Source organism: Achromobacter sp. MUI-25009338, from assembly GCF_057359325.1.
In genome coordinates, this window is the sequence record NZ_CM170627.1 from 4,978,902 (window position 1) to 4,995,353 (window position 16,452).

Annotated in this window: 16 protein-coding genes and 1 tRNA gene; 6 read left to right on the plus strand and 11 right to left on the minus strand. The window is 67.4% G+C overall.

What is annotated here, in order from left to right; genetic code table 11:
- On the plus strand, positions 1–1,230 hold the full coding sequence (locus AC1IQ6_RS23525) for a nucleoside recognition domain-containing protein (protein ID WP_485865381.1): 1,230 nt from the start codon (positions 1–3) through the stop codon (positions 1,228–1,230).
- 13 nt (positions 1,231–1,243) lie between these two features.
- Here the strand turns inward: AC1IQ6_RS23525 and pyk are convergent, their stop codons facing one another.
- Positions 1,244–2,686, minus strand: a complete 1,443-nt coding sequence (gene pyk / locus AC1IQ6_RS23530; RefSeq protein WP_485865382.1) for a pyruvate kinase — start codon at positions 2,684–2,686, stop codon at positions 1,244–1,246.
- Between the two features lie 103 nt (positions 2,687–2,789).
- Between pyk and AC1IQ6_RS23535 the strand changes: the two genes are divergently transcribed.
- A complete protein-coding gene (locus AC1IQ6_RS23535) occupies positions 2,790–3,932 on the plus strand; it encodes a glycerate kinase (RefSeq protein WP_485865383.1) in 1,143 nt (380 codons plus the stop codon).
- Between the two features lie 26 nt (positions 3,933–3,958).
- Here AC1IQ6_RS23535 and rsmA read toward each other — a convergent pair whose 3' ends face one another.
- The 3 genes from rsmA to AC1IQ6_RS23550 are packed head-to-tail and all read right to left on the minus strand — an operon-like array spanning position 3,959 to position 8,766.
- Positions 3,959–4,750 carry a 16S rRNA (adenine(1518)-N(6)/adenine(1519)-N(6))-dimethyltransferase RsmA gene (gene rsmA / locus AC1IQ6_RS23540; RefSeq protein WP_102775470.1) on the minus strand — a complete coding sequence of 264 codons (792 nt, stop codon included), beginning with the start codon at positions 4,748–4,750 and terminating at the stop codon, positions 3,959–3,961.
- A gap of 18 nt (positions 4,751–4,768) precedes the next feature.
- Positions 4,769–6,370, minus strand: coding sequence for a peptidylprolyl isomerase (locus AC1IQ6_RS23545; protein WP_102775469.1), 1,602 nt, complete (start codon positions 6,368–6,370; stop codon positions 4,769–4,771).
- Positions 6,367–8,766, minus strand: a complete 2,400-nt coding sequence (locus tag AC1IQ6_RS23550; RefSeq protein WP_485865384.1) for an LPS-assembly protein LptD — start codon at positions 8,764–8,766, stop codon at positions 6,367–6,369. The genes AC1IQ6_RS23545 and AC1IQ6_RS23550 overlap by 4 nt, the downstream gene beginning before the upstream one ends.
- A gap of 188 nt (positions 8,767–8,954) precedes the next feature.
- On the opposite strand from AC1IQ6_RS23550, the gene AC1IQ6_RS23555 reads away from it, so the two are divergent.
- The 3 genes from AC1IQ6_RS23555 to AC1IQ6_RS23565 all read left to right on the plus strand — a co-directional run bounded on the left by AC1IQ6_RS23555 (position 8,955) and on the right by AC1IQ6_RS23565 (position 11,551).
- Positions 8,955–9,995: an aminoglycoside phosphotransferase family protein gene (locus AC1IQ6_RS23555; RefSeq protein ID WP_111826386.1), complete on the plus strand. Its 1,041-nt coding sequence runs from the start codon at positions 8,955–8,957 to the stop codon at positions 9,993–9,995.
- Positions 9,995–10,681 (plus strand): N-acetylmuramate alpha-1-phosphate uridylyltransferase MurU, encoded by a 687-nt coding sequence (murU, locus tag AC1IQ6_RS23560; RefSeq protein ID WP_111826385.1) that lies wholly within the window; start codon positions 9,995–9,997, stop codon positions 10,679–10,681. The genes AC1IQ6_RS23555 and murU overlap by 1 nt, the downstream gene beginning before the upstream one ends.
- A gap of 171 nt (positions 10,682–10,852) precedes the next feature.
- Positions 10,853–11,551, plus strand: coding sequence for a DUF6776 family protein (locus tag AC1IQ6_RS23565; protein ID WP_102775465.1), 699 nt, complete (start codon positions 10,853–10,855; stop codon positions 11,549–11,551).
- Between the two features lie 55 nt (positions 11,552–11,606).
- On the opposite strand, the gene AC1IQ6_RS23570 is transcribed toward AC1IQ6_RS23565, so the two are convergent.
- From AC1IQ6_RS23570 to AC1IQ6_RS23590, 5 genes are all read right to left on the minus strand, one after another.
- The gene (locus tag AC1IQ6_RS23570) at positions 11,607–11,936 is read right to left on the minus strand and encodes a 4a-hydroxytetrahydrobiopterin dehydratase (protein WP_111826384.1); all 330 of its coding nucleotides are present in this window, start codon (positions 11,934–11,936) and stop codon (positions 11,607–11,609) included.
- 82 nt (positions 11,937–12,018) lie between these two features.
- The gene (locus tag AC1IQ6_RS23575) at positions 12,019–12,666 is read right to left on the minus strand and encodes a YiaD family glycine zipper/OmpA-like lipoprotein (RefSeq protein WP_102775463.1); all 648 of its coding nucleotides are present in this window, start codon (positions 12,664–12,666) and stop codon (positions 12,019–12,021) included.
- Between the two features lie 107 nt (positions 12,667–12,773).
- A complete protein-coding gene (locus tag AC1IQ6_RS23580) occupies positions 12,774–13,421 on the minus strand; it encodes an HAD family hydrolase (protein ID WP_485865385.1) in 648 nt (215 codons plus the stop codon).
- 103 nt (positions 13,422–13,524) lie between these two features.
- Positions 13,525–13,818: an antibiotic biosynthesis monooxygenase family protein gene (locus tag AC1IQ6_RS23585; RefSeq protein WP_102775645.1), complete on the minus strand. Its 294-nt coding sequence runs from the start codon at positions 13,816–13,818 to the stop codon at positions 13,525–13,527.
- Between the two features lie 119 nt (positions 13,819–13,937).
- Positions 13,938–14,258 (minus strand): hypothetical protein, encoded by a 321-nt coding sequence (locus tag AC1IQ6_RS23590; protein ID WP_485865386.1) that lies wholly within the window; start codon positions 14,256–14,258, stop codon positions 13,938–13,940.
- Positions 14,259–14,624: 366 nt separating this feature from the next.
- Here AC1IQ6_RS23590 and AC1IQ6_RS23595 point away from each other — a divergent pair, with 366 nt between their 5' ends.
- Positions 14,625–15,215, plus strand: coding sequence for a hypothetical protein (locus AC1IQ6_RS23595; RefSeq protein WP_102775460.1), 591 nt, complete (start codon positions 14,625–14,627; stop codon positions 15,213–15,215).
- Between the two features lie 246 nt (positions 15,216–15,461).
- Here AC1IQ6_RS23595 and AC1IQ6_RS23600 read toward each other — a convergent pair.
- Positions 15,462–15,537 (minus strand) — tRNA-Lys (locus tag AC1IQ6_RS23600).
- Between the two features lie 119 nt (positions 15,538–15,656).
- The gene (locus AC1IQ6_RS23605; RefSeq protein WP_102775644.1) at positions 15,657–16,403 is read right to left on the minus strand and encodes an SDR family oxidoreductase; all 747 of its coding nucleotides are present in this window, start codon (positions 16,401–16,403) and stop codon (positions 15,657–15,659) included.
- Positions 16,404–16,452 lie beyond the last annotated feature (49 nt).

Genomic DNA, 16,452 nt, shown 5'->3' on the forward strand with positions numbered 1-16,452 from the left:
ATGCTGAACAAACTCTGGCTGGGCTTTTTTCTTACCGCGGCAGCGGCGGCGCTGTACCGCTGGCTGATCGCCGGCGAACCCGAAGTGTTCCACCTGATGGTGACCAGCCTGTTCGACATGGCGCGCGTGTCGGTGGAGGTGATGGTGCTGCTGTTCGGCACCCTGACCCTGTGGCTGGGCTTTCTGCGCATCGCCGAGGGCGCCGGGCTGGTGGAAAAGCTGGCGCATCTGCTGGGGCCGCTGTTCGCGCGCCTGATGCCGGAAGTGCCGCGCAACCATCCCGCCATCGGCCTGATCACGCTGAACTTCGCGGCCAACGGCCTGGGGCTGGACAACGCCGCCACGCCCATCGGGCTGCGCGCCATGCGCGAGCTGCAGTCGCTCAACCCCACGCCCGAGACCGCCAGCAACGCGCAGATCCTGTTCCTGGTGCTCAACGCCTCGTCGCTGACCCTGCTGCCGGTCACGCTGTTCATGTTCCGCGCGCAGCAGGGCGCGGCCGACCCGACCCTGGTGTTCCTGCCCATCCTGCTGGCCACCAGCGCCTCGACGCTGGCCGGCTTTCTGGCGGTGGCGGCCTGCCAGCGCCTGCGCCTGGCCGACCCGGTCGTCATGCTGTGGCTGGGCGGCGCGGCGCTGCTGATGGGCGGCTTCATGGCGCTGTTGGCGGGCATGTCGGCCGCCGCCATCGCGTCGCTGTCCTCGCTGCTGGGCAACCTGACCCTGTTCGGCATCCTGCTGGCGTTCCTGATCGCGGGCGCCTGGAAGAAGGTGCCGGTCTACGAAGCCTTCATCGAAGGCGCCAAGGAAGGCTTCGACATCGCCAAGACCCTGTTGCCGTATCTGGTGGCCATGCTGTGCGCGGTGGGCGTGCTGCGCGCCTCCGGCGCGCTGGATTTCCTGCTCGACAGCATCCGCTGGCTGGCGCAGTCGGCCGGCTGGGACACGCGCTTCGTGGACGCCCTGCCCACGGCCCTGGTCAAGCCGTTCTCGGGCAGCGCGGCCCGCGCCATGATGCTGGAGACCATGACGCATTTCGGGGTGGACAGCTTCCCGGCGCTGCTGTCGGCGGTGGTCCAGGGCAGCACCGAGACCACCTTCTACGTGCTGGCGGTGTACTTCGGCTCGGTGGGCATCCTGCGCGCGCGCCACGCCGTGGGCTGCGCGCTGGTCGCCGACCTGGCCGGCGTGCTGGCGGCCATCGGCGTGTGCTACTGGTTCTTCGGCTGAGGCCGCCGCGGCCTCAGTCCACCAGCAGGATCTTCATGCCGTTGGTGCCGCCGCTGTCGCGGTAGAAATCGCCCTTGGTCAGGATCACCCAGTCGCCGGTCTGCACCAGGTTGCGGCGGCGCAGCTCGTCGATGGCGGCATTGCTGAGATCGGCCGGATCGTAGTCGGACGGCGAGAACGGGATGGTGTAGACGCCGCGGAACATCGCCACGCGGTTCTGCGTAACGCTGTGCGGGCTGTAGCAGTAGATCGGCACGCCCGAGCGGATGCGCGACATGATCAGCGGCGTGTGCCCGCTTTCGGTCAGCGAGATGATGGCCTTGACGCCCGGGAAATGGTTGGCCGCGTACATGGCGGCCAGCGCGATGGTCTCGTCGCAGCGCGAGAAGGTCTCGCCCAGGCGATGGTGCGACTTGGTCGAGGTGGGGTGTTTTTCGGCGCCCAGGCAGACGCGCGCCATGGCCTGCACCGTCTCGACCGGATACTGCCCCGAGGCGCTTTCGGCCGACAGCATGACGGCGTCGGTGTAGTCCAGCACCGCGTTGGCCACGTCGGACACCTCGGCCCGCGTCGGCATGGGGCTGGAGATCATGGACTCCATCATCTGCGTGGCCGTGATGACGACCTTGTTCAGCGTGCGCGCGTGCTGGATGATGCGTTTCTGGATGCCGACCAGCTCGGCGTCGCCCACTTCCACGCCCAGGTCGCCGCGCGCCACCATCACGCCGTCGCTGGCGCGGATCAGCGAGTCCAGCGCCTCGTCGTCGGCCACGGCCTCGGCGCGCTCGATCTTGGCGATGATCCAGGCTTGGCTGCCGGCCGCCGCCAGCAGCGTGCGGGCCTCTTCGATATCGCTGCCATAGCGCGGAAACGACACCGCCACGTAGTCCAGCTCCATCTCGGCGGCGAGCTTGATGTCGACGCGGTCCTTGTCGGTCAGGCTGGGCGCGGACAGGCCGCCGCCGCGCCGGTTGATGCCCTTGTTGTTCGACAGCGGGCCGCCCACGGTCACGGTGGTGTGGACCTCGTCGCCCTCGACCCGGTCGACCACCAGCACCACGCGCCCGTCATCGAGCAGCAGCTCGTCGCCCACCCGGCAGTCCTGCACCAGCTCCGGATAATCGATGCCCACGATGCTGGCGGTGCCGGCCTCCTTGGGATGCGCGCGCGACAGCGTGAAAGGCTGGCCCACCTGCAGCTGCACCTGCTTGTCGATGAAGCGCGCGATGCGGATCTTGGGCCCTTGCAGATCGCCCATGATGGCCACGAAGCGGCCCTGGCTGGCGGCGATCTCGCGCACCAGCCGGGCGCGTGCGCGGTGGTCGTCCGCGCTGCCGTGCGAGAAGTTGAGACGGGCGACGTCCAGCCCGGCGCGGATCATGGCTTCGATGCGTTCCGGCGTCGAAGTCGAGGGTCCCAGGGTGGCGACAATTTTGGTGCGGCGCAGTACGGGCATGACGGTCCACTCTCGCTAAAACGACAAAAGCGTTATGGTACGCCGGCTGCGCGCGCGCAGGTATCATGGTGATCAGACAACCCCAACAGACCCGTCCGAACCCGTGAAAATCGTCATCGCCCCCGACTCTTTCAAAGAAAGCGTTTCCGCGCCCGACGCGGCCGCGGCCATCGCGCGCGGCGTCAAGCTCGCCTTCCCCGGCGCCCATACCGTTTGCATCCCCATGGCCGACGGCGGCGAAGGCACGGTCGAGGCCGTGCTCGCGGCCACCGGCGGCCAGGCCCGCCAGCAGACGGTGAACGATGCGCTGGGCTACAAGGTGGACGCGGACTGGGGCCTGCTGGCGGACGGCACGGCGGTGATCGAAATGGCCGCCGCCGCCGGCCTGGAACTGATTCCGCCCGCGCGGCGCGACCCGATGCGCGCCAGCAGCCACGGCGTGGGCGAGCTGATGCTGGCCGCCATGGACGCCGGCGCCAGCCGCATCATCCTGGGCCTGGGCGGATCGGCCACCAACGACGCCGGCGCCGGCATGCTGACCGCGCTGGGCGTGCGGCTGCTCGACGCCGACGGCCGCACTCTGCCGCCGGGCGGCGGCGCGCTCGGCAGGCTGGCCAGCATCGACGCCCGCGGCCTGGACCCGCGCCTGGCGCAGATCCGGATCGACATCGCTTCGGACGTGGACAACCCGCTATGCGGCCCGCAGGGCGCCTCGCACGTGTTCGGCCCGCAGAAAGGCGCCACGCCGGAACAGGTGGAAATCCTCGACCGGATGCTGGCGAACTTCGCCGACGTGTGCGCGCGCCATCTGGCGGCGGACCACCGCGACAACCCCGGCGCCGGCGCGGCCGGCGGCCTGGGTTTCGCGGCCAAGGCGTTCCTGAACGCCCGCTTCCGTCCGGGCGTGGAGATCGTGGCGGAACTGGGCGGCCTGGCCGCAGCGGTCGAAGGCGCCGCGCTGGTCTTCACCGGAGAAGGCCGCATGGACGCGCAGACCCTGCGCGGCAAGACGCCCGCCGGCGTAGCCCGGATCGCGCAGCGCGCCGGCGTGCCGGTGGTGGCGCTGGCCGGCTCGCTGGGCGCCGGCTACGAAGGCCTGCACGCGGCCGGCATCAGCGCCGCGTTCAGCCTGGCGCCCGGCCCCATCACGCTGCAACTGGCGCTGACGGACGCGGAAAAACTGCTGACCGAGCGCGCGCGCGACGTCATGCAACTGTGGATGGCGGCGCAGAAACGGATGTTGTAGAAGGACGCGCGTGACGCGAAACCGCCTCACGCCGCCTGCAACACCCCCGCCTCGACCAGCGCGTCCGACAGGCGGATGTAGCGGTCCACCGAGATATCCTCGGCGCGGGCGGTGGGCGCGATGTCCAGCGCTTCCCATGGCACTTGCGCGGCCCAGTCGGCCAGCACCCGGCGCAGCATCTTGCGGCGTTGCGAGAACGCGCGCGCGACCACGGTTTCAAAAGCGCGTTCGCTGACCGGGCGCAGGCGCTCGGCCGGCAGCGGCACCATGCGCACGATCGCCGACACCACCTTGGGCGGCGGGTCGAAGGCCTCGGGCGGCACGTCGAACAGCTTGTGCATGCGGTAGCGCGACTGCAGCATCACCGACAGCCGGCTGAAGTCGCCCGAGCCCGGCTGCGCCACCATGCGGTCGATCACTTCGCGCTGCAGCATGAAATGCTGGTCGCGCACGTGGTCGGCCCAGGTCATCAGATGGAACAGCAAGGGGCTGGAGATGTTGTAGGGCAAATTGCCCACGACGCGCAGCGCGCCGCCGAACTGGGAAAAATCCACCGTCAGGGCGTCCGCCTCGACCACGGTCAAGCGGCCGGGTTCGAACTGCTTGCGCAGGCGGGCCGCCAGGTCGCGGTCGATCTCGACCGCGGTCAGGTGGTCCAGGCGTTCCAGCAGCGGCCGGGTCAGCGCCGACAGGCCCGGACCGATTTCGACCACGGTATCGCCGCGGGCGGGAGCCACCGCCCGGACGATGGACTCGACCACGCTTTCGTCGGTCAGGAAGTTCTGGCCGAAACGCTTGCGCGCCTGGTGCTGAGACATGTAAGGCCCGTAATGCGTTTAGCGGTTGTTCTGCTGGATCTGCTGCTGCTTTTCCAGGCGGTTGTCGATATACGCCTGCGCGCGCAGCTGCTCCAGCCAGTCTTCGAATGCGGGCTGGGCGCGGCGCTCGAACAGCACCTGGCGCGCCTTCATCCGCGCCACTTCGTCGGACGCGTCATGCTGGCGGCGCTCTTCGACCTGGATCAGGTGCCAGCCGAAAGGCGATTGGATCGGCGGGCTGATCTCGCCCGGCTGCAGCGCGTTCATGGCGGCCTCGAACGGCGGCACGGTTTCGCCCGGGTTCAGCCAGCCCAGCTCGCCGCCCTGCGGAGCGGTCGCGTCCTGCGAGTACTGGCGAGCCATGTCCTCGAACTTGGCGCTGCCGCTCACCAGGCGCTGGCGCACCTGTTCCAGGCGCTGGCGGGCCTGCTCGTCGCTCATGACGGTGGAGGTCTTGATCAGGATGTGGCGGGCGCGGGTCTGCACCACTTCGACCGGCCCCTGCTGCGCCGGCTGCGGGCGCGCGGCGGGCGCCGGCGCGGGAGCGGGCGCCGGGGCGCGGGCCGTGCGGGCCGGCGCCGGCTGGGCCGAGCCGCGGTCCATCACCTTGATGATGTGGAAACCGTTGCCGCTCTGGATCAGGCCGCTGACCTGGCCTTTCTGCAGATTGCTGATGGCCTGCACGAACAGGTCGGGCCAGCCGTCCAGCGGACGCACGCCCATGACGCCGCCCTGCAGCGCTTCGGGGCCGTCCGAGGACGCCGCGGCCAGGCTGGCGAAGTCGTCGCCGCGCTTGGCCCGCGCCAGCAGGCCTTCGGCCTTCTTGCGCAGCACCGCCAGCTGCTCGGGCGAGGAGCCTTCCGGCACCCGCACCAGGATCTGGGCCAGCGCGTAAAGCATCGGGCCGGCAGGCGCCTGCGCCTGCTCGGGCGCGGGTTGCGGCTGCGCCTGGGGCTGCTGCGCCGCGGGCGCCGCGCCGAAGGCCGGATTGCGCCGCTGGTCCTTCAGGAAGGCGTCGACTTCCGCGTCGGAAATCACGATGGTCGAGTCCACCGCGCGCTGGCGCAGGCGGTCGGAGCGGATCTCTTCGCGCAGCGACTTGCGATAGGCGTCCCAGGTGATGCCGGATTTCTCGATCTCCTGGCGCAACTGCGCCACGGTGATCTTGTTGCGCGCGGAGATGGCCTCCACGGCCTTGTCGACCTGGGCGTCGTCCACGCGGATGCCCATGCGGTCGGCCTCGTGGCGCTGCACGCGCTCCATGATGAGACGCTGCAGCACCTGGTGCTGCAGGGTCTGGTCGTCGGGCACCTGGATGCCGCGCGCCTTCAGCTCGCCGCTGATGCGCAGGGACGCCTCGCGCAGCTCGCGCAGCGTGATCACGTCCTTGTCGACCACCGCGGCGATGCCGTCGACGAACTGCTCGCGCGGCGCCGCGGGAGCGGCGTTCTTCTGCGCGGCCGCTGTCTTCGCGCCGTTCTGTGCGGAGGCGGGCTTGGCGCCGTTGTTCGTGCCCTTGCCGTTCTGCTCGGCCGCATACGCGGCAGGCAAGCCGGCGCAGACGGCCAGCAGCAGTGCATTGCGGGAGAGGCGGCGCAAAGAGTGCAACCTACGCATCATTCATACCTTTCAAATGTGGTCCCGGTGGGTACAGGCGGCGTAATGCGCGAGTAGCCGGGGATGCTTCTGTTCAGCAGGTTCATCGGGTCGGTTCCCAGGGAACCCAGGCCGGTCAGCTCCAGCTGCAGGAACACTGCGGAGTTGGTGTCCGTGGATGACACGGCGTAGCGCTGGTAGACCACGCGGCCCACCCAGCAGCAATCCCCCTTGTACTCCAGGCCGGCGATGGCCTGCGTCACGCGGGGAGACTCGGTGGTGTTGGCGACCGTGCTGGAGGGACCGGAGCGCAAGGAGTAGTCGACCCGGCCCACGCCGTACCAGCGTTTGCTGAACGGCCACTGGAACGCCAGGCTGACCTGGTTCTGGCCCTGCGGCTGGTAGGCGACGCCCTGCTGGGGATCGCGCTGGTAGCGGTAGGACAGCGCCACGGTGGTCAGGCGCTGCGGCGACCAGCGCGCGCTCACCAGGCCGCGCGACCAGTTGTTGTCGTACGGGTTGTACTGGGCCGCGACCTCGGTCGTCAGCGTATCGGTCAGGGCGGCGCTGGCGCCCACCAGGAAGTCCGAACGCACGTTCTCGCGCGGCGTCTCGCCGGGCAGCGTCACCTTCTGGTCGGCGAAATACAGGCGCTGCGCCACGGCCAGCGACAGGCGCTCGAAACCAGTGTTGGCGTCCAGCCAGCGCGTGGTCAGCGCCGCGGTCAGCTGGTTGGCGTTGGCAATGCGATCCCAACCGCCGGTATAGATGTTTTCCTCGAAGGCCTGTGAGAAGCTGAAGTCGGCCAGCGAGGTATCGTAGACGGGTATCTTGGACTGGTCTCGATACGGCACGTACAGGTAGTACAGCCGCGGCTCCAGCGTCTGGGTCGAGGCCTTGCCGAACAGCGTGGTGTCGCGCTCGAAGATCAGGCCAGTGTCCAGCGACATGATGGGCACTGTACGTGACTGCGAGCGCGGATATCCAAACGAGGTGTTCTCGTTGACGCTATCGCCACGGTTCAAGCCCAGCCAGTCGCGGCCGTACCAACTGGTCTGATACTGCGTGTAGTTCACGCCCGCTTTGGGCACGATGAACCAGCCCGGCTTGACGATCGGGTATGACACCGTCGGATAGCTCTGCAGCCGGTCGCCCTGCGGGCCCTGGCGCACGCCGCCGACCTTGGGAATGCTGAAACGCACGGCGGTCGAGGTCCAGTCGACGTCGAAACCGCCCCAGTCGTAGCGCGCGCCGCGCAGGTACAGCTCGGGCACCTTGTCGTACGGCGGCACCAGCGGCGCTTCGGGATCCTGCAGCGTCTGGTACTTGTAGACCTGGGCGTATGCACTCCAGTAAGTGGAAGCCCAGCCCACCCGCGCGCGCTGCGGCAGATAGGTGGTGGACGCCTGGTTCAGCCCCAGCTGGGAAATATCGCGGAAGTAATCGTCGTCCGATACCTTGGCAATGTCCCAATCCGTGTAGAAACCGTGGGAGAACTGCTGCTGGTGGCGCCACCAGTACATCCACCGGTCGTCGCCGGTGACGTTGTCGTTGGGCAAATAGGTACCGTCCAGGGTGCCCGCGTAGCTGGGTCCCAGATAGCGGAACTCGCCGCCCAGCTGCAGCCCGCGCTTGGAGAAATAGCGCGGCTGGATGGTCATGTCATAGTTGGGCGCCAGGTTCAGGTAGTACGGCAGCGAAATGTCGATGCCGCCCTGGCTGGTGGTGCCGTAGGTCGGCATCAGAAAACCCGACTTGCGCTCTTTCTTGACCGGGAAGGTCATGTAGGGCGAGGCCAGAATCGGGAAATCCTTGAAATACAGCACGCCGTTGCGCGCCACGCCTTCGTTCTCGTCGAAATCCACGTCGACGGTCTTGGCCTTGATGTACCAGGACGGCGTCTCGCAGGCGCAGCCGCTGTAGGTCACCGTATGCAGCCGCATCTGCGACTTGCTGAAAATGTCCGCGTGCTCGGCGACCGCGAAGCCGCCGGTGGCGCCCATCCAGAAATTCGGCTTTTCGACCTCGCCCGAATACTTGTCCACGTTGAACTTGGCGTTCGGCCCGGTCACCAGGGTGCCGTCGCGCATCATGCGCGCGCTGCCCTGGACGTCGACTTCGCCCGTGTCCTTGCGGTAATTGATGCGGTCGCCCTTGATCACGCCGTCGATGCGGCGCACCTGCGCGTTGCCCGACAGGGTCAGGTCCGACTCGGGATCGCCCTCGATCGTGTCCGCTTCCATGAAGGCCGGGATGTCGTCGTCCGGCAGCCGGTGCATCCGCAGCCCGGGCGATGTACGCAGCACCGGCGCCTGCGTGGCCGACGTGGCGGCGGGAACGGCGCCCTGGCTGCCCTGAGCCTGGACGGCCCCGGCGGCCATGCCGACAGCGGAGAGGATCAACCAGCGAACCTTGCGCACGAGTGTAAACAGCCCTTTTCGACGATGGGGAAACCCGACACCGGCACCCACGAAGGGCCAATGCTAACGGAAACGAGCCGGTATTATAGAGAAGCCGCGCCACAGGCCCAGCCCCGGTTGCTCACGGCATGCCGCCCGCGCGCGCACGAAACACTTCTGCAATATTGCCTTTCTGATACGGATCTTTCTTGAAAAACGATCACGACCCCCGCCTGGAGCTGATCCGCAATTGGCTGGGCAGCCTGCCCGCCGCCCTGAATCTCGCCGTGGACACGCTGCGCCCGGCCTCGGCCGACGCCAGCTTCCGGCGCTACTTCAGGCTGGACGCCGGCGAGCGCACCCTGATAGTAATGGACGCCCCGCCCGAGCACGAAGATTCCCGCCCGTTCCTGCACGTGGGCCAGCTGCTGGCCGACGCCGGCCTGAACGTGCCCGCGGTGCTGGAAAAGAACCTGGACCTCGGCCTGATGCTGCTGACCGACCTGGGCGAGCAGACCTACTACCAGCGCATCCAGGCCGGACTGACCGACGCCCAGCTCCAGACGCTGTACCGCGAGGCCCTGGCCGCGCTGGTCCAGCTGCAGCAGGCCTCCACCGCCGGCCTGGGCGTCTACGACACGGCGCGCCTGGCCGAAGAACTGAAGCTGTTTCCCGAATGGTACGTAGGCCGGCACCACGGCGTCACGCTGGACGACAAGACCGCCAACGCGCTGGACAAGATCTTCGCGCTGCTCTCGGCCAGCAACGGCGGCCAGGCCCGCGTGCTGGTGCACCGCGATTACCACTCGCCCAACCTGATGGTCTGTGACCAGCCGCAGTACGGCCCCAATCCCGGCATCATCGACTTCCAGGACGCGCTGGCCGGCCCCATCACCTATGACCTGGCCTCGCTGGTCACCGACGCCCGCACCACCTGGGAAGAACCCCAGCAGCTGGACTGGGCCATCCGTTACTGGGAAATGGCGCGCAAGGCCGGCCTGCCGGTGGACGCCGACTTCGCCGAGTTCCACCGCGCCTACGAATGGATGAGCCTGCAGCGCAACCTGCGCATCCTGGGCGTGTTCGCGCGCCTGAACCATCGCGACGGCAAGGCGCACTACCTGGCCCACATGCCCCGCGTGAACGGCTACGTGCGCCAGGTCGCCCAGCGCTACGGCGTGTTCACGCCGCTGCTGCGCCTGCTGGACCAGCTGGACGACCGCCAGGTCACCGTCGGATACACCTTCTGATGCGGGCCATGATACTTGCGGCCGGCCGCGGCGAGCGCATGCGCCCGCTGACCGACCGCCTGCCCAAGCCGCTGCTGTCCGTGGGCGGCCAGCCGCTGATCGTCTGGCACCTGCGGCGGCTGGCCGCCGCCGGCATCCGCGACGTGGTCATCAACCATGCCTGGCTCGGCCACGAAATCGAACGCGCCCTGGGCGACGGCGGCGCCCTGGGCGTGCGCATCCGCTATTCGGCCGAGGCCAGCGCCCTGGAAACCGCCGGCGGCATCGCCCAGGCGCTGCCGCTGCTGGGCGACGCGCCCTTCCTGGTCATCAACGGCGACGTCTGGTGCGACTGGGACCCGGCCCGGGCGCCCGGCCTGGCCCGCGAGCTGCCGGCGGGCGGCGCCTGGCTGCTGCTGGCGGACAACCCCGTGCAGCACCCGGCCGGCGATTTCCATCTGGCGGCCGACGGCCGCGTCCATGCCCAGGGGGAACCGCGTTTGACCTTCGCCGGCATCGGCGTCTACCATCCTTCGTTATTCGCGGACATCGCCGCGGGCACGGCGGCGCCGCTGGCGCCGCTGCTCAGGCAGGCCATGGCCCGCGGCCTGGTGCGCGGCGCCCGCCACGACGGCCGCTGGACCGACGTCGGCACGCCGCAGCGGCTGGCCGACCTGGACGCCGAACTGGCCGGTACGGTCCGCTGATGTCCACATATTTCACAATATCAACGTGCGCAACCAGGATTGTCCGCGCACCCAACCGCCCGGGCTGACGGGGTATTCTTCTGCGTTTTGCCGCGCGCAAGGCGCGGGCAAAACCTCAGTCGGCACTCGCACAGCGGGCAATCACTACAGGAAGTTTTCTAGGAAATGGGGATGTTCGGAAGATCGCAACGGGCCGTGTTCAAGCCCTCCGTATACCAGCCGGGCCAACGCACGCGCCGCATGCCGCGCTGGCTGGTGCTGCTGCTGGTAGGCATAGCCCTGGGCGCGGGCGGCGTGCTCTTCCTGCAGACCAACTACGGCCCGCAACGGCTGACCGTCGAGCAATCCGAGCAGCTGCACAGCGAACTGAGCGCGGCCAACCTCGAGCGCCAGCGCCTGCAAAGCCAGCTCGAAGAAGCCACGCAGCAGCGCGACGCCAACAAGTCCACCCATGAAAAGCTGACCACCGACCTGGCCGCGGCCCGCAGCAAGATCGAAACCCTGAACAAGGAGCTGGTCCTGTTCCAGGACGCCATGCCCGCCGACCCGCGCGGCGGCAACCTCGGCATCCGCTCGGCCACCTTCAAGCGCGCCCCCGGCCTGCTCGACTTCCAGGTCCTGGTCATGCGCGAAGACCGCCAGGGCGCTCCGTTCCAGGGCACGCTGACCTTCTCCATTCAGGGCACCTACCCCAACGGCCGTTCCGCCACCATCACGCCCGAAGGCGCTCCGGTGAACGTGGACCGCTACGACTACGCGATGGGCCAGCTCAAGCTGCCCGACGGCTTCACCTCCAAGGTCGTGACGCTGCGCGTCGTGGACGCCGCGCAGAAGCAGCACGCGATGCGCATCTACTACGTGCGCAACTGAACCGGCTCCGGCCACCGCCGAAACCCGCCCGACCGACGGCGGGTTTTTTTTTCGCTCAGGCCCCGTGCGCCTTCGGCGCGGTCGCGCCCAGTTGCGCGGCGGCCTCGTCCATGAACTGCGCCATGCGCACGTCCAGCTCGGTCACCCCGCCGGCATCGTGGGTGGTCAGGATCACGTCCACCCGGTTATAGACGTTGGTCCATTCGGGATGATGGTTCAGCTTCTCCGCGAACATCGCCACGCGTGCCATGAAGCCGAACGCGGCGTTGAAACTGGCGAAGCGAAAGCGCTTCTCGATGGCGTCTCGCATCGCCACCGCCTGCCAGCCGGACAGCGCGGCGACCGCGGTATCGGTGCCTATACGGGCGGGAGGAAACATGCTCATGACGGACTCCTGAAAAAACAAAGGGCGGCCCCGCGCAACGCGCCGGCCGCCCGAAACACAGGAACAGGGGCCTAGGCCCGCATTACTGCTTCACTGCGTAAAGGTAGATTTCGACGCGCCGGTTCAGCGCGCGGCCTTCGGCGGTCGCATTGTCGCCGATCGGATCGTTGGGCCCGCGCCCTTCCACCGACAGCCGGCTGGCGGCCACGCCCTGCTTGCTCAGGTAGTCCGTCACGCTCTTGGCCCGGTTGACCGACAGGGTCTGGTTGTGAGCCAGCGAACCGGTGCTGTCGGTATGGCCGACCACCTTCGCCCGCAGTTCGGCATGCTGGTTGAGCGAGCGCGCCACGCTGTCCAGCACGGGCAGCAGGGCGGGCTTGAGCTGCGTCTTGTCGGTATCGAACGACACGCCGCTGGGAATATTGACCTTCAGGCTGCCGTCGGGCATTTCCACCACGTCGATCCCGAGCGAGGACGCGCCCGAATTCTGCACGTCTTCCTTGACGACCTTCCAGTTATAGCCGACCAGCCCGCCCGCCACCGCGCCGATGCCGGCGCCGATGGCCGCACCCTTGCCGTGCCCGATCAGCGCGCCTATGCCCGCGCCGATCGCCGCCCCGGCGCCCGTGCCCACGGCCGTATTGGTCTGCTGTTGCGTGGCGCATCCCGCCAGCAAGGCCCCAGATGCCGCAACAATTGCGATACGGTTGAATATTGTTCTTGAACGCATGGCAACCTCCACTTAGCCCATCGGTATGCCGGATCATTCCGGCCTGCCCATGCTAGCAAGCGCCACTGCGACAACAGGCAACATTTTGTATTGCCCGGCAGGACCGGTCACCCGGCGCTGAAACCGGCCAGCCACGGCAGCGCCGCCTCCAGCCGCGGCGACTCCAGCTCGGGCCGCGCCGCCCCTTCGGGCAAGGCCAGCCCCGCCCGGTTGTGCCAGTACGTGCGCAGCCCCACCTGGCGCGTGCCGAACATGTCGTAGCCCGAACCGGCGATGAAGGCCGCCTGCGCCGGCGCGGCCTGCAGACGCGACAGCGCCAGCGCATAAGGGCGCGGGTCAGGCTTGTAATAGCCGGCCTCCTCCGAGGTCACCACCACGTCCCAATCCACGCCCAGCAAGGCAGCGGCGCGCCGCCCCAGCCGGTTCGAGCAGTTGGTCACCACGCCCAGCCGGCAATGCGGACGCAACGCCGCCAACAACTCGCGCGCTCCGTCCCAGACCGGCAGGCCGTCCCATTGCGCCTCCAGCGCCGCCGCGGCCGAGGCCGGCAGGCCCACGGCGGCCGCAGCCTCCTCCACCAGCTGCTCATAGGGCCGATAGGCGCCGCAGCCATAAGTGATGCGCAAATATTCCGCGCGCCAGGCCCGGCCGGCGGATTCCGAGCCCGCGGCCCGGTTCCAGACCGTCCACGAATCGAGCAAGGCGGTCAGCAGGTCGAACAGCACCACACGGGGATAGGCGGATGGATGGGACATGTGGCGCGCTCTCCATAAAAGACAGAGGCCCACTATAAATATCGCCGCGCGCTCCATGGTGAACCGCGGGTTTAGCCACGATTAAGCCGCAGCTTAATGCGGCTCAGACGCCCCGCACGATTTCGTAAAACTGCGGGTCGGGCTCGCCGTCGAAAATGCTTCGCCCCAGCATGCGCAGTTCCGCCTGCGTCGGACTGTGATGCATGTCCATGAACGTCTTCTTGCTCGCATGCTCGATCAACCCGACGTACTGCCCCGCGCTGACCGGCTCCAGCAGCGTGCGCCGCACAAACCCCGGAAAGCTCGACAGCCGCCGGTTGGACTCGTCGAACCACGCAAGAAAGGCCTCCTCCTTGCCTTTCTTGATTTCCGGAAAGTAAATCAAATTGACGAACACGATGCCTCCCGATGTGCCGCGCGGACCGTTGCAACCCATGGTATCGACATGGACAGCCCGGAATCCTTGACTCCCATCAACCGCGCGGAATGCCGGGCCATGGGAAAACCCGGATAGGTTCACGGCGCGTCGCAGCCCGCCTCCAGCCATTGCCGCTCGAAGGCATGGCGGTTGTCCTGCAAGCCCTGCCTGGCCAACTCCCGCTGGGAGCGCGACATGGAACCCGGCGGCACCACCCGGTTGGCTTCATTGCCGGGATTGTTGCGCGCCTGCTCGATCTTGCGCTGCAAGGCCTTGCAATGCTTCTGCGCTCCCTCGTCCTGCGCCTGAAAGATAGAACCCGTGTCCCGCGACGACGGGGCAGGCGTCGGCTGCGCATGCACAAACGGCAAGAACGCCAGCAGCGCCAACGCGCCGGAGAAGTGATGAAGAAAACTCATAAAACCAACCAATGGACCCCGAGGACCGCGAAGCACCATGCACCGCCTGCAGGTGCCGCCGACCAGGCGACGAGGAGAGAATGGGAAGCCGTTACCCTCTTTCAGTATCGATGTTTCGGCATTGATCTCTATCAATTCTGGCGGACCGGGACTTGTTGCTTGCTGGCCGGATTCCCCGTACGCCAAAACCCGCTGCGCCCCGCCACCTGTCGGCGACAGGGTCGAATTTGGCACATTTTCGGGATCGGGAGGACGGACGGCGATGGATGCGAGAGAAATAGGACGCAGTCGGTCTCTACTACATGCCAGCCGCTGATCTACGCTTCGCAAGACGCTTGGTATCCGGGTTCATTGGGTGGCTCCAACATGAGGTGGATTCAGTATCTGCAGCAGGGTTTCATAGAAGTAGAGAGCCAACGCTACGATCTCATGCACATGCATGGCCCCGTCTTGGAGCTTGCCATCGCAGCAACGCCGCGCTATCGGGCCTTGCTGTTGCGTATCCAAGTGGAATTCACCTCGCATTGCGTATCGTTCGGGCCTAAAGCAGGCCAGGCCCTCGATTTCGACGTCCTCGGCCAGGACCGCCGAATTCTCGACCATCGAAACGTAGCTCGCGCCTTTTGCTTCGATCGCTACCGCTGGTCGCTGTCCCTGCCCGACCTGATCCGCACCATCGAGCGCCACGACTGCAACTTCACCGGTCAGGGAAACTGGCTGGTTATCCGGGCCATCGACGATCAGGGCCGGGAGGTGGACTATGAGATTTACTTCCGCCTGCGCCGCCTGGGCGAGCACACACTGCGCATGGTGGTCGAAAGCGCCTACGTTCGCGCACCCGGTTCACCTGGTCCGGGCATTCCCCATGCACGCAAAGGCCGGATACGGTTTCAGGTGATGGCCGCCAAGATCGCCCGCGGAGAGCCGCTGCGCGACCCGGGCCGCAATCGGCGTTGATTCGCAAGCCAGAAAAGGTGAGGCCCCGTAGAACGGGGCCTCATGTGTCGCGGGCGCTCTTTGAAATACCAGCACGGCTGGATCCTGTTGCCAGGAGGCAGATAGACGCCTTCTCAGGCCCCGGTTCATCTATCTGTGAACAAATTACCCATTTCTGGGCAAGAAATCAACCCTGGCGGTGCCGAAGAACACGCGCCGGAAATGAAATCGGGCACCCCAACTGGGGTGCCCGATCTCGAATCTTGGTGGTGGGCTGTGAGTGGCTCGAACACTCGACCTACGGATTAAGAGTCCGCTGCTCTACCAACTGAGCTAACAGCCCTTGCAATCCACACAACCCCGAAGCTCGTTCAGCGATGCGTGCAGTGCGAAGAAGAAAGATTATATGCAGCTTTTTTGGTTTGTGCAAGTCAGCTGCAAAAAAATCTGGCGACTCGCGCGTCAGGCTGCGTAGCCGCCGTCGACCGCCAGGCTGGCGCCGGTGACGTAGCGGCCGTCGGGGCCGGCCAGGAAGGAGACCATGCCGGCGATGTCGCGGGTTTCGCCGTAGTGCGGCAGGGACAGGGTGGCGATCAGGGCGTCGGCGCGTTCGCCGTTGGCGGGATTCATGTCGGTGTCGATCGGGCCGGGGTGCACGACGTTGGCGGTGATGCCGCGCGCGCCCAGGTCGCGGGCCAGGCCCTGGGTCAGGCCGACCAGCGCGGCCTTGCTGGCGGCGTACAGCGCCACGCCGGGGCGGCCGGCGCGCTCCACCAGGCAGCTGCCGATGTTGATGATGCGGCCGTTGTCGGGCATGGACGCCTGGGCCGCCTGGATCGCGACGAACGGCGCGCGGACGTTGATGTCCATGGTGCGCTCGTAGTCGTCCAGGCTGGCTTCGCCGATGACGCCCGCCAGGAAGACGCCGGCGTTGTTGACCAGCACGTCGATCGGGCCGAGTTCGGCGATGGCGCGTTCGACGGCCTGCTTGACGGCGGCGGCGTCGGCGGCATCGGCCTGGATGGCACGCACGCGGCGGCCGTCGGCGGACAGTTCCTGGGCCAGCGCCTGCGCGGCGGCGGCCGAGGAGGCGCTGACGTAGGTGAAGGCCACGTCGGCGCCGTCGGCGGCGAGGCGGCGCACGATGGCGGCGCCGATTCCGCGGCTGCCGCCGGTGACGAAGGCGATTTTTCCAGTGAGCTTGTGCATGACGGGATCCATATTTGTAGTGATCGGTACAAATATCTTCGCCGAACGG

What these genes read in the sequence shown, in the direction of transcription:
- AC1IQ6_RS23525 (WP_485865381.1), top strand. Translation starts at nt 1, where the DNA reads ATGCTGAACAAACTCTGGCTGGGCTTTTTTCTTACCGCGGCAGCGGCG.
- pyk (WP_485865382.1), bottom strand. Translation starts at nt 2,686, where the DNA reads ATGCCCGTACTGCGCCGCACCAAAATTGTCGCCACCCTGGGACCCTCG.
- rsmA (WP_102775470.1), bottom strand. Translation starts at nt 4,750, where the DNA reads ATGTCTCAGCACCAGGCGCGCAAGCGTTTCGGCCAGAACTTCCTGACC.
- AC1IQ6_RS23545 (WP_102775469.1), bottom strand. Translation starts at nt 6,370, where the DNA reads ATGATGCGTAGGTTGCACTCTTTGCGCCGCCTCTCCCGCAATGCACTG.
- murU (WP_111826385.1), top strand. Translation starts at nt 9,995, where the DNA reads ATGCGGGCCATGATACTTGCGGCCGGCCGCGGCGAGCGCATGCGCCCG.
- AC1IQ6_RS23565 (WP_102775465.1), top strand. Translation starts at nt 10,853, where the DNA reads ATGTTCGGAAGATCGCAACGGGCCGTGTTCAAGCCCTCCGTATACCAG.
- AC1IQ6_RS23570 (WP_111826384.1), bottom strand. Translation starts at nt 11,936, where the DNA reads ATGAGCATGTTTCCTCCCGCCCGTATAGGCACCGATACCGCGGTCGCC.
- AC1IQ6_RS23575 (WP_102775463.1), bottom strand. Translation starts at nt 12,666, where the DNA reads ATGCGTTCAAGAACAATATTCAACCGTATCGCAATTGTTGCGGCATCT.
- AC1IQ6_RS23580 (WP_485865385.1), bottom strand. Translation starts at nt 13,421, where the DNA reads ATGTCCCATCCATCCGCCTATCCCCGTGTGGTGCTGTTCGACCTGCTG.
- AC1IQ6_RS23590 (WP_485865386.1), bottom strand. Translation starts at nt 14,258, where the DNA reads ATGAGTTTTCTTCATCACTTCTCCGGCGCGTTGGCGCTGCTGGCGTTC.
- AC1IQ6_RS23595 (WP_102775460.1), top strand. Translation starts at nt 14,625, where the DNA reads ATGAGGTGGATTCAGTATCTGCAGCAGGGTTTCATAGAAGTAGAGAGC.
- AC1IQ6_RS23605 (WP_102775644.1), bottom strand. Translation starts at nt 16,403, where the DNA reads ATGCACAAGCTCACTGGAAAAATCGCCTTCGTCACCGGCGGCAGCCGC.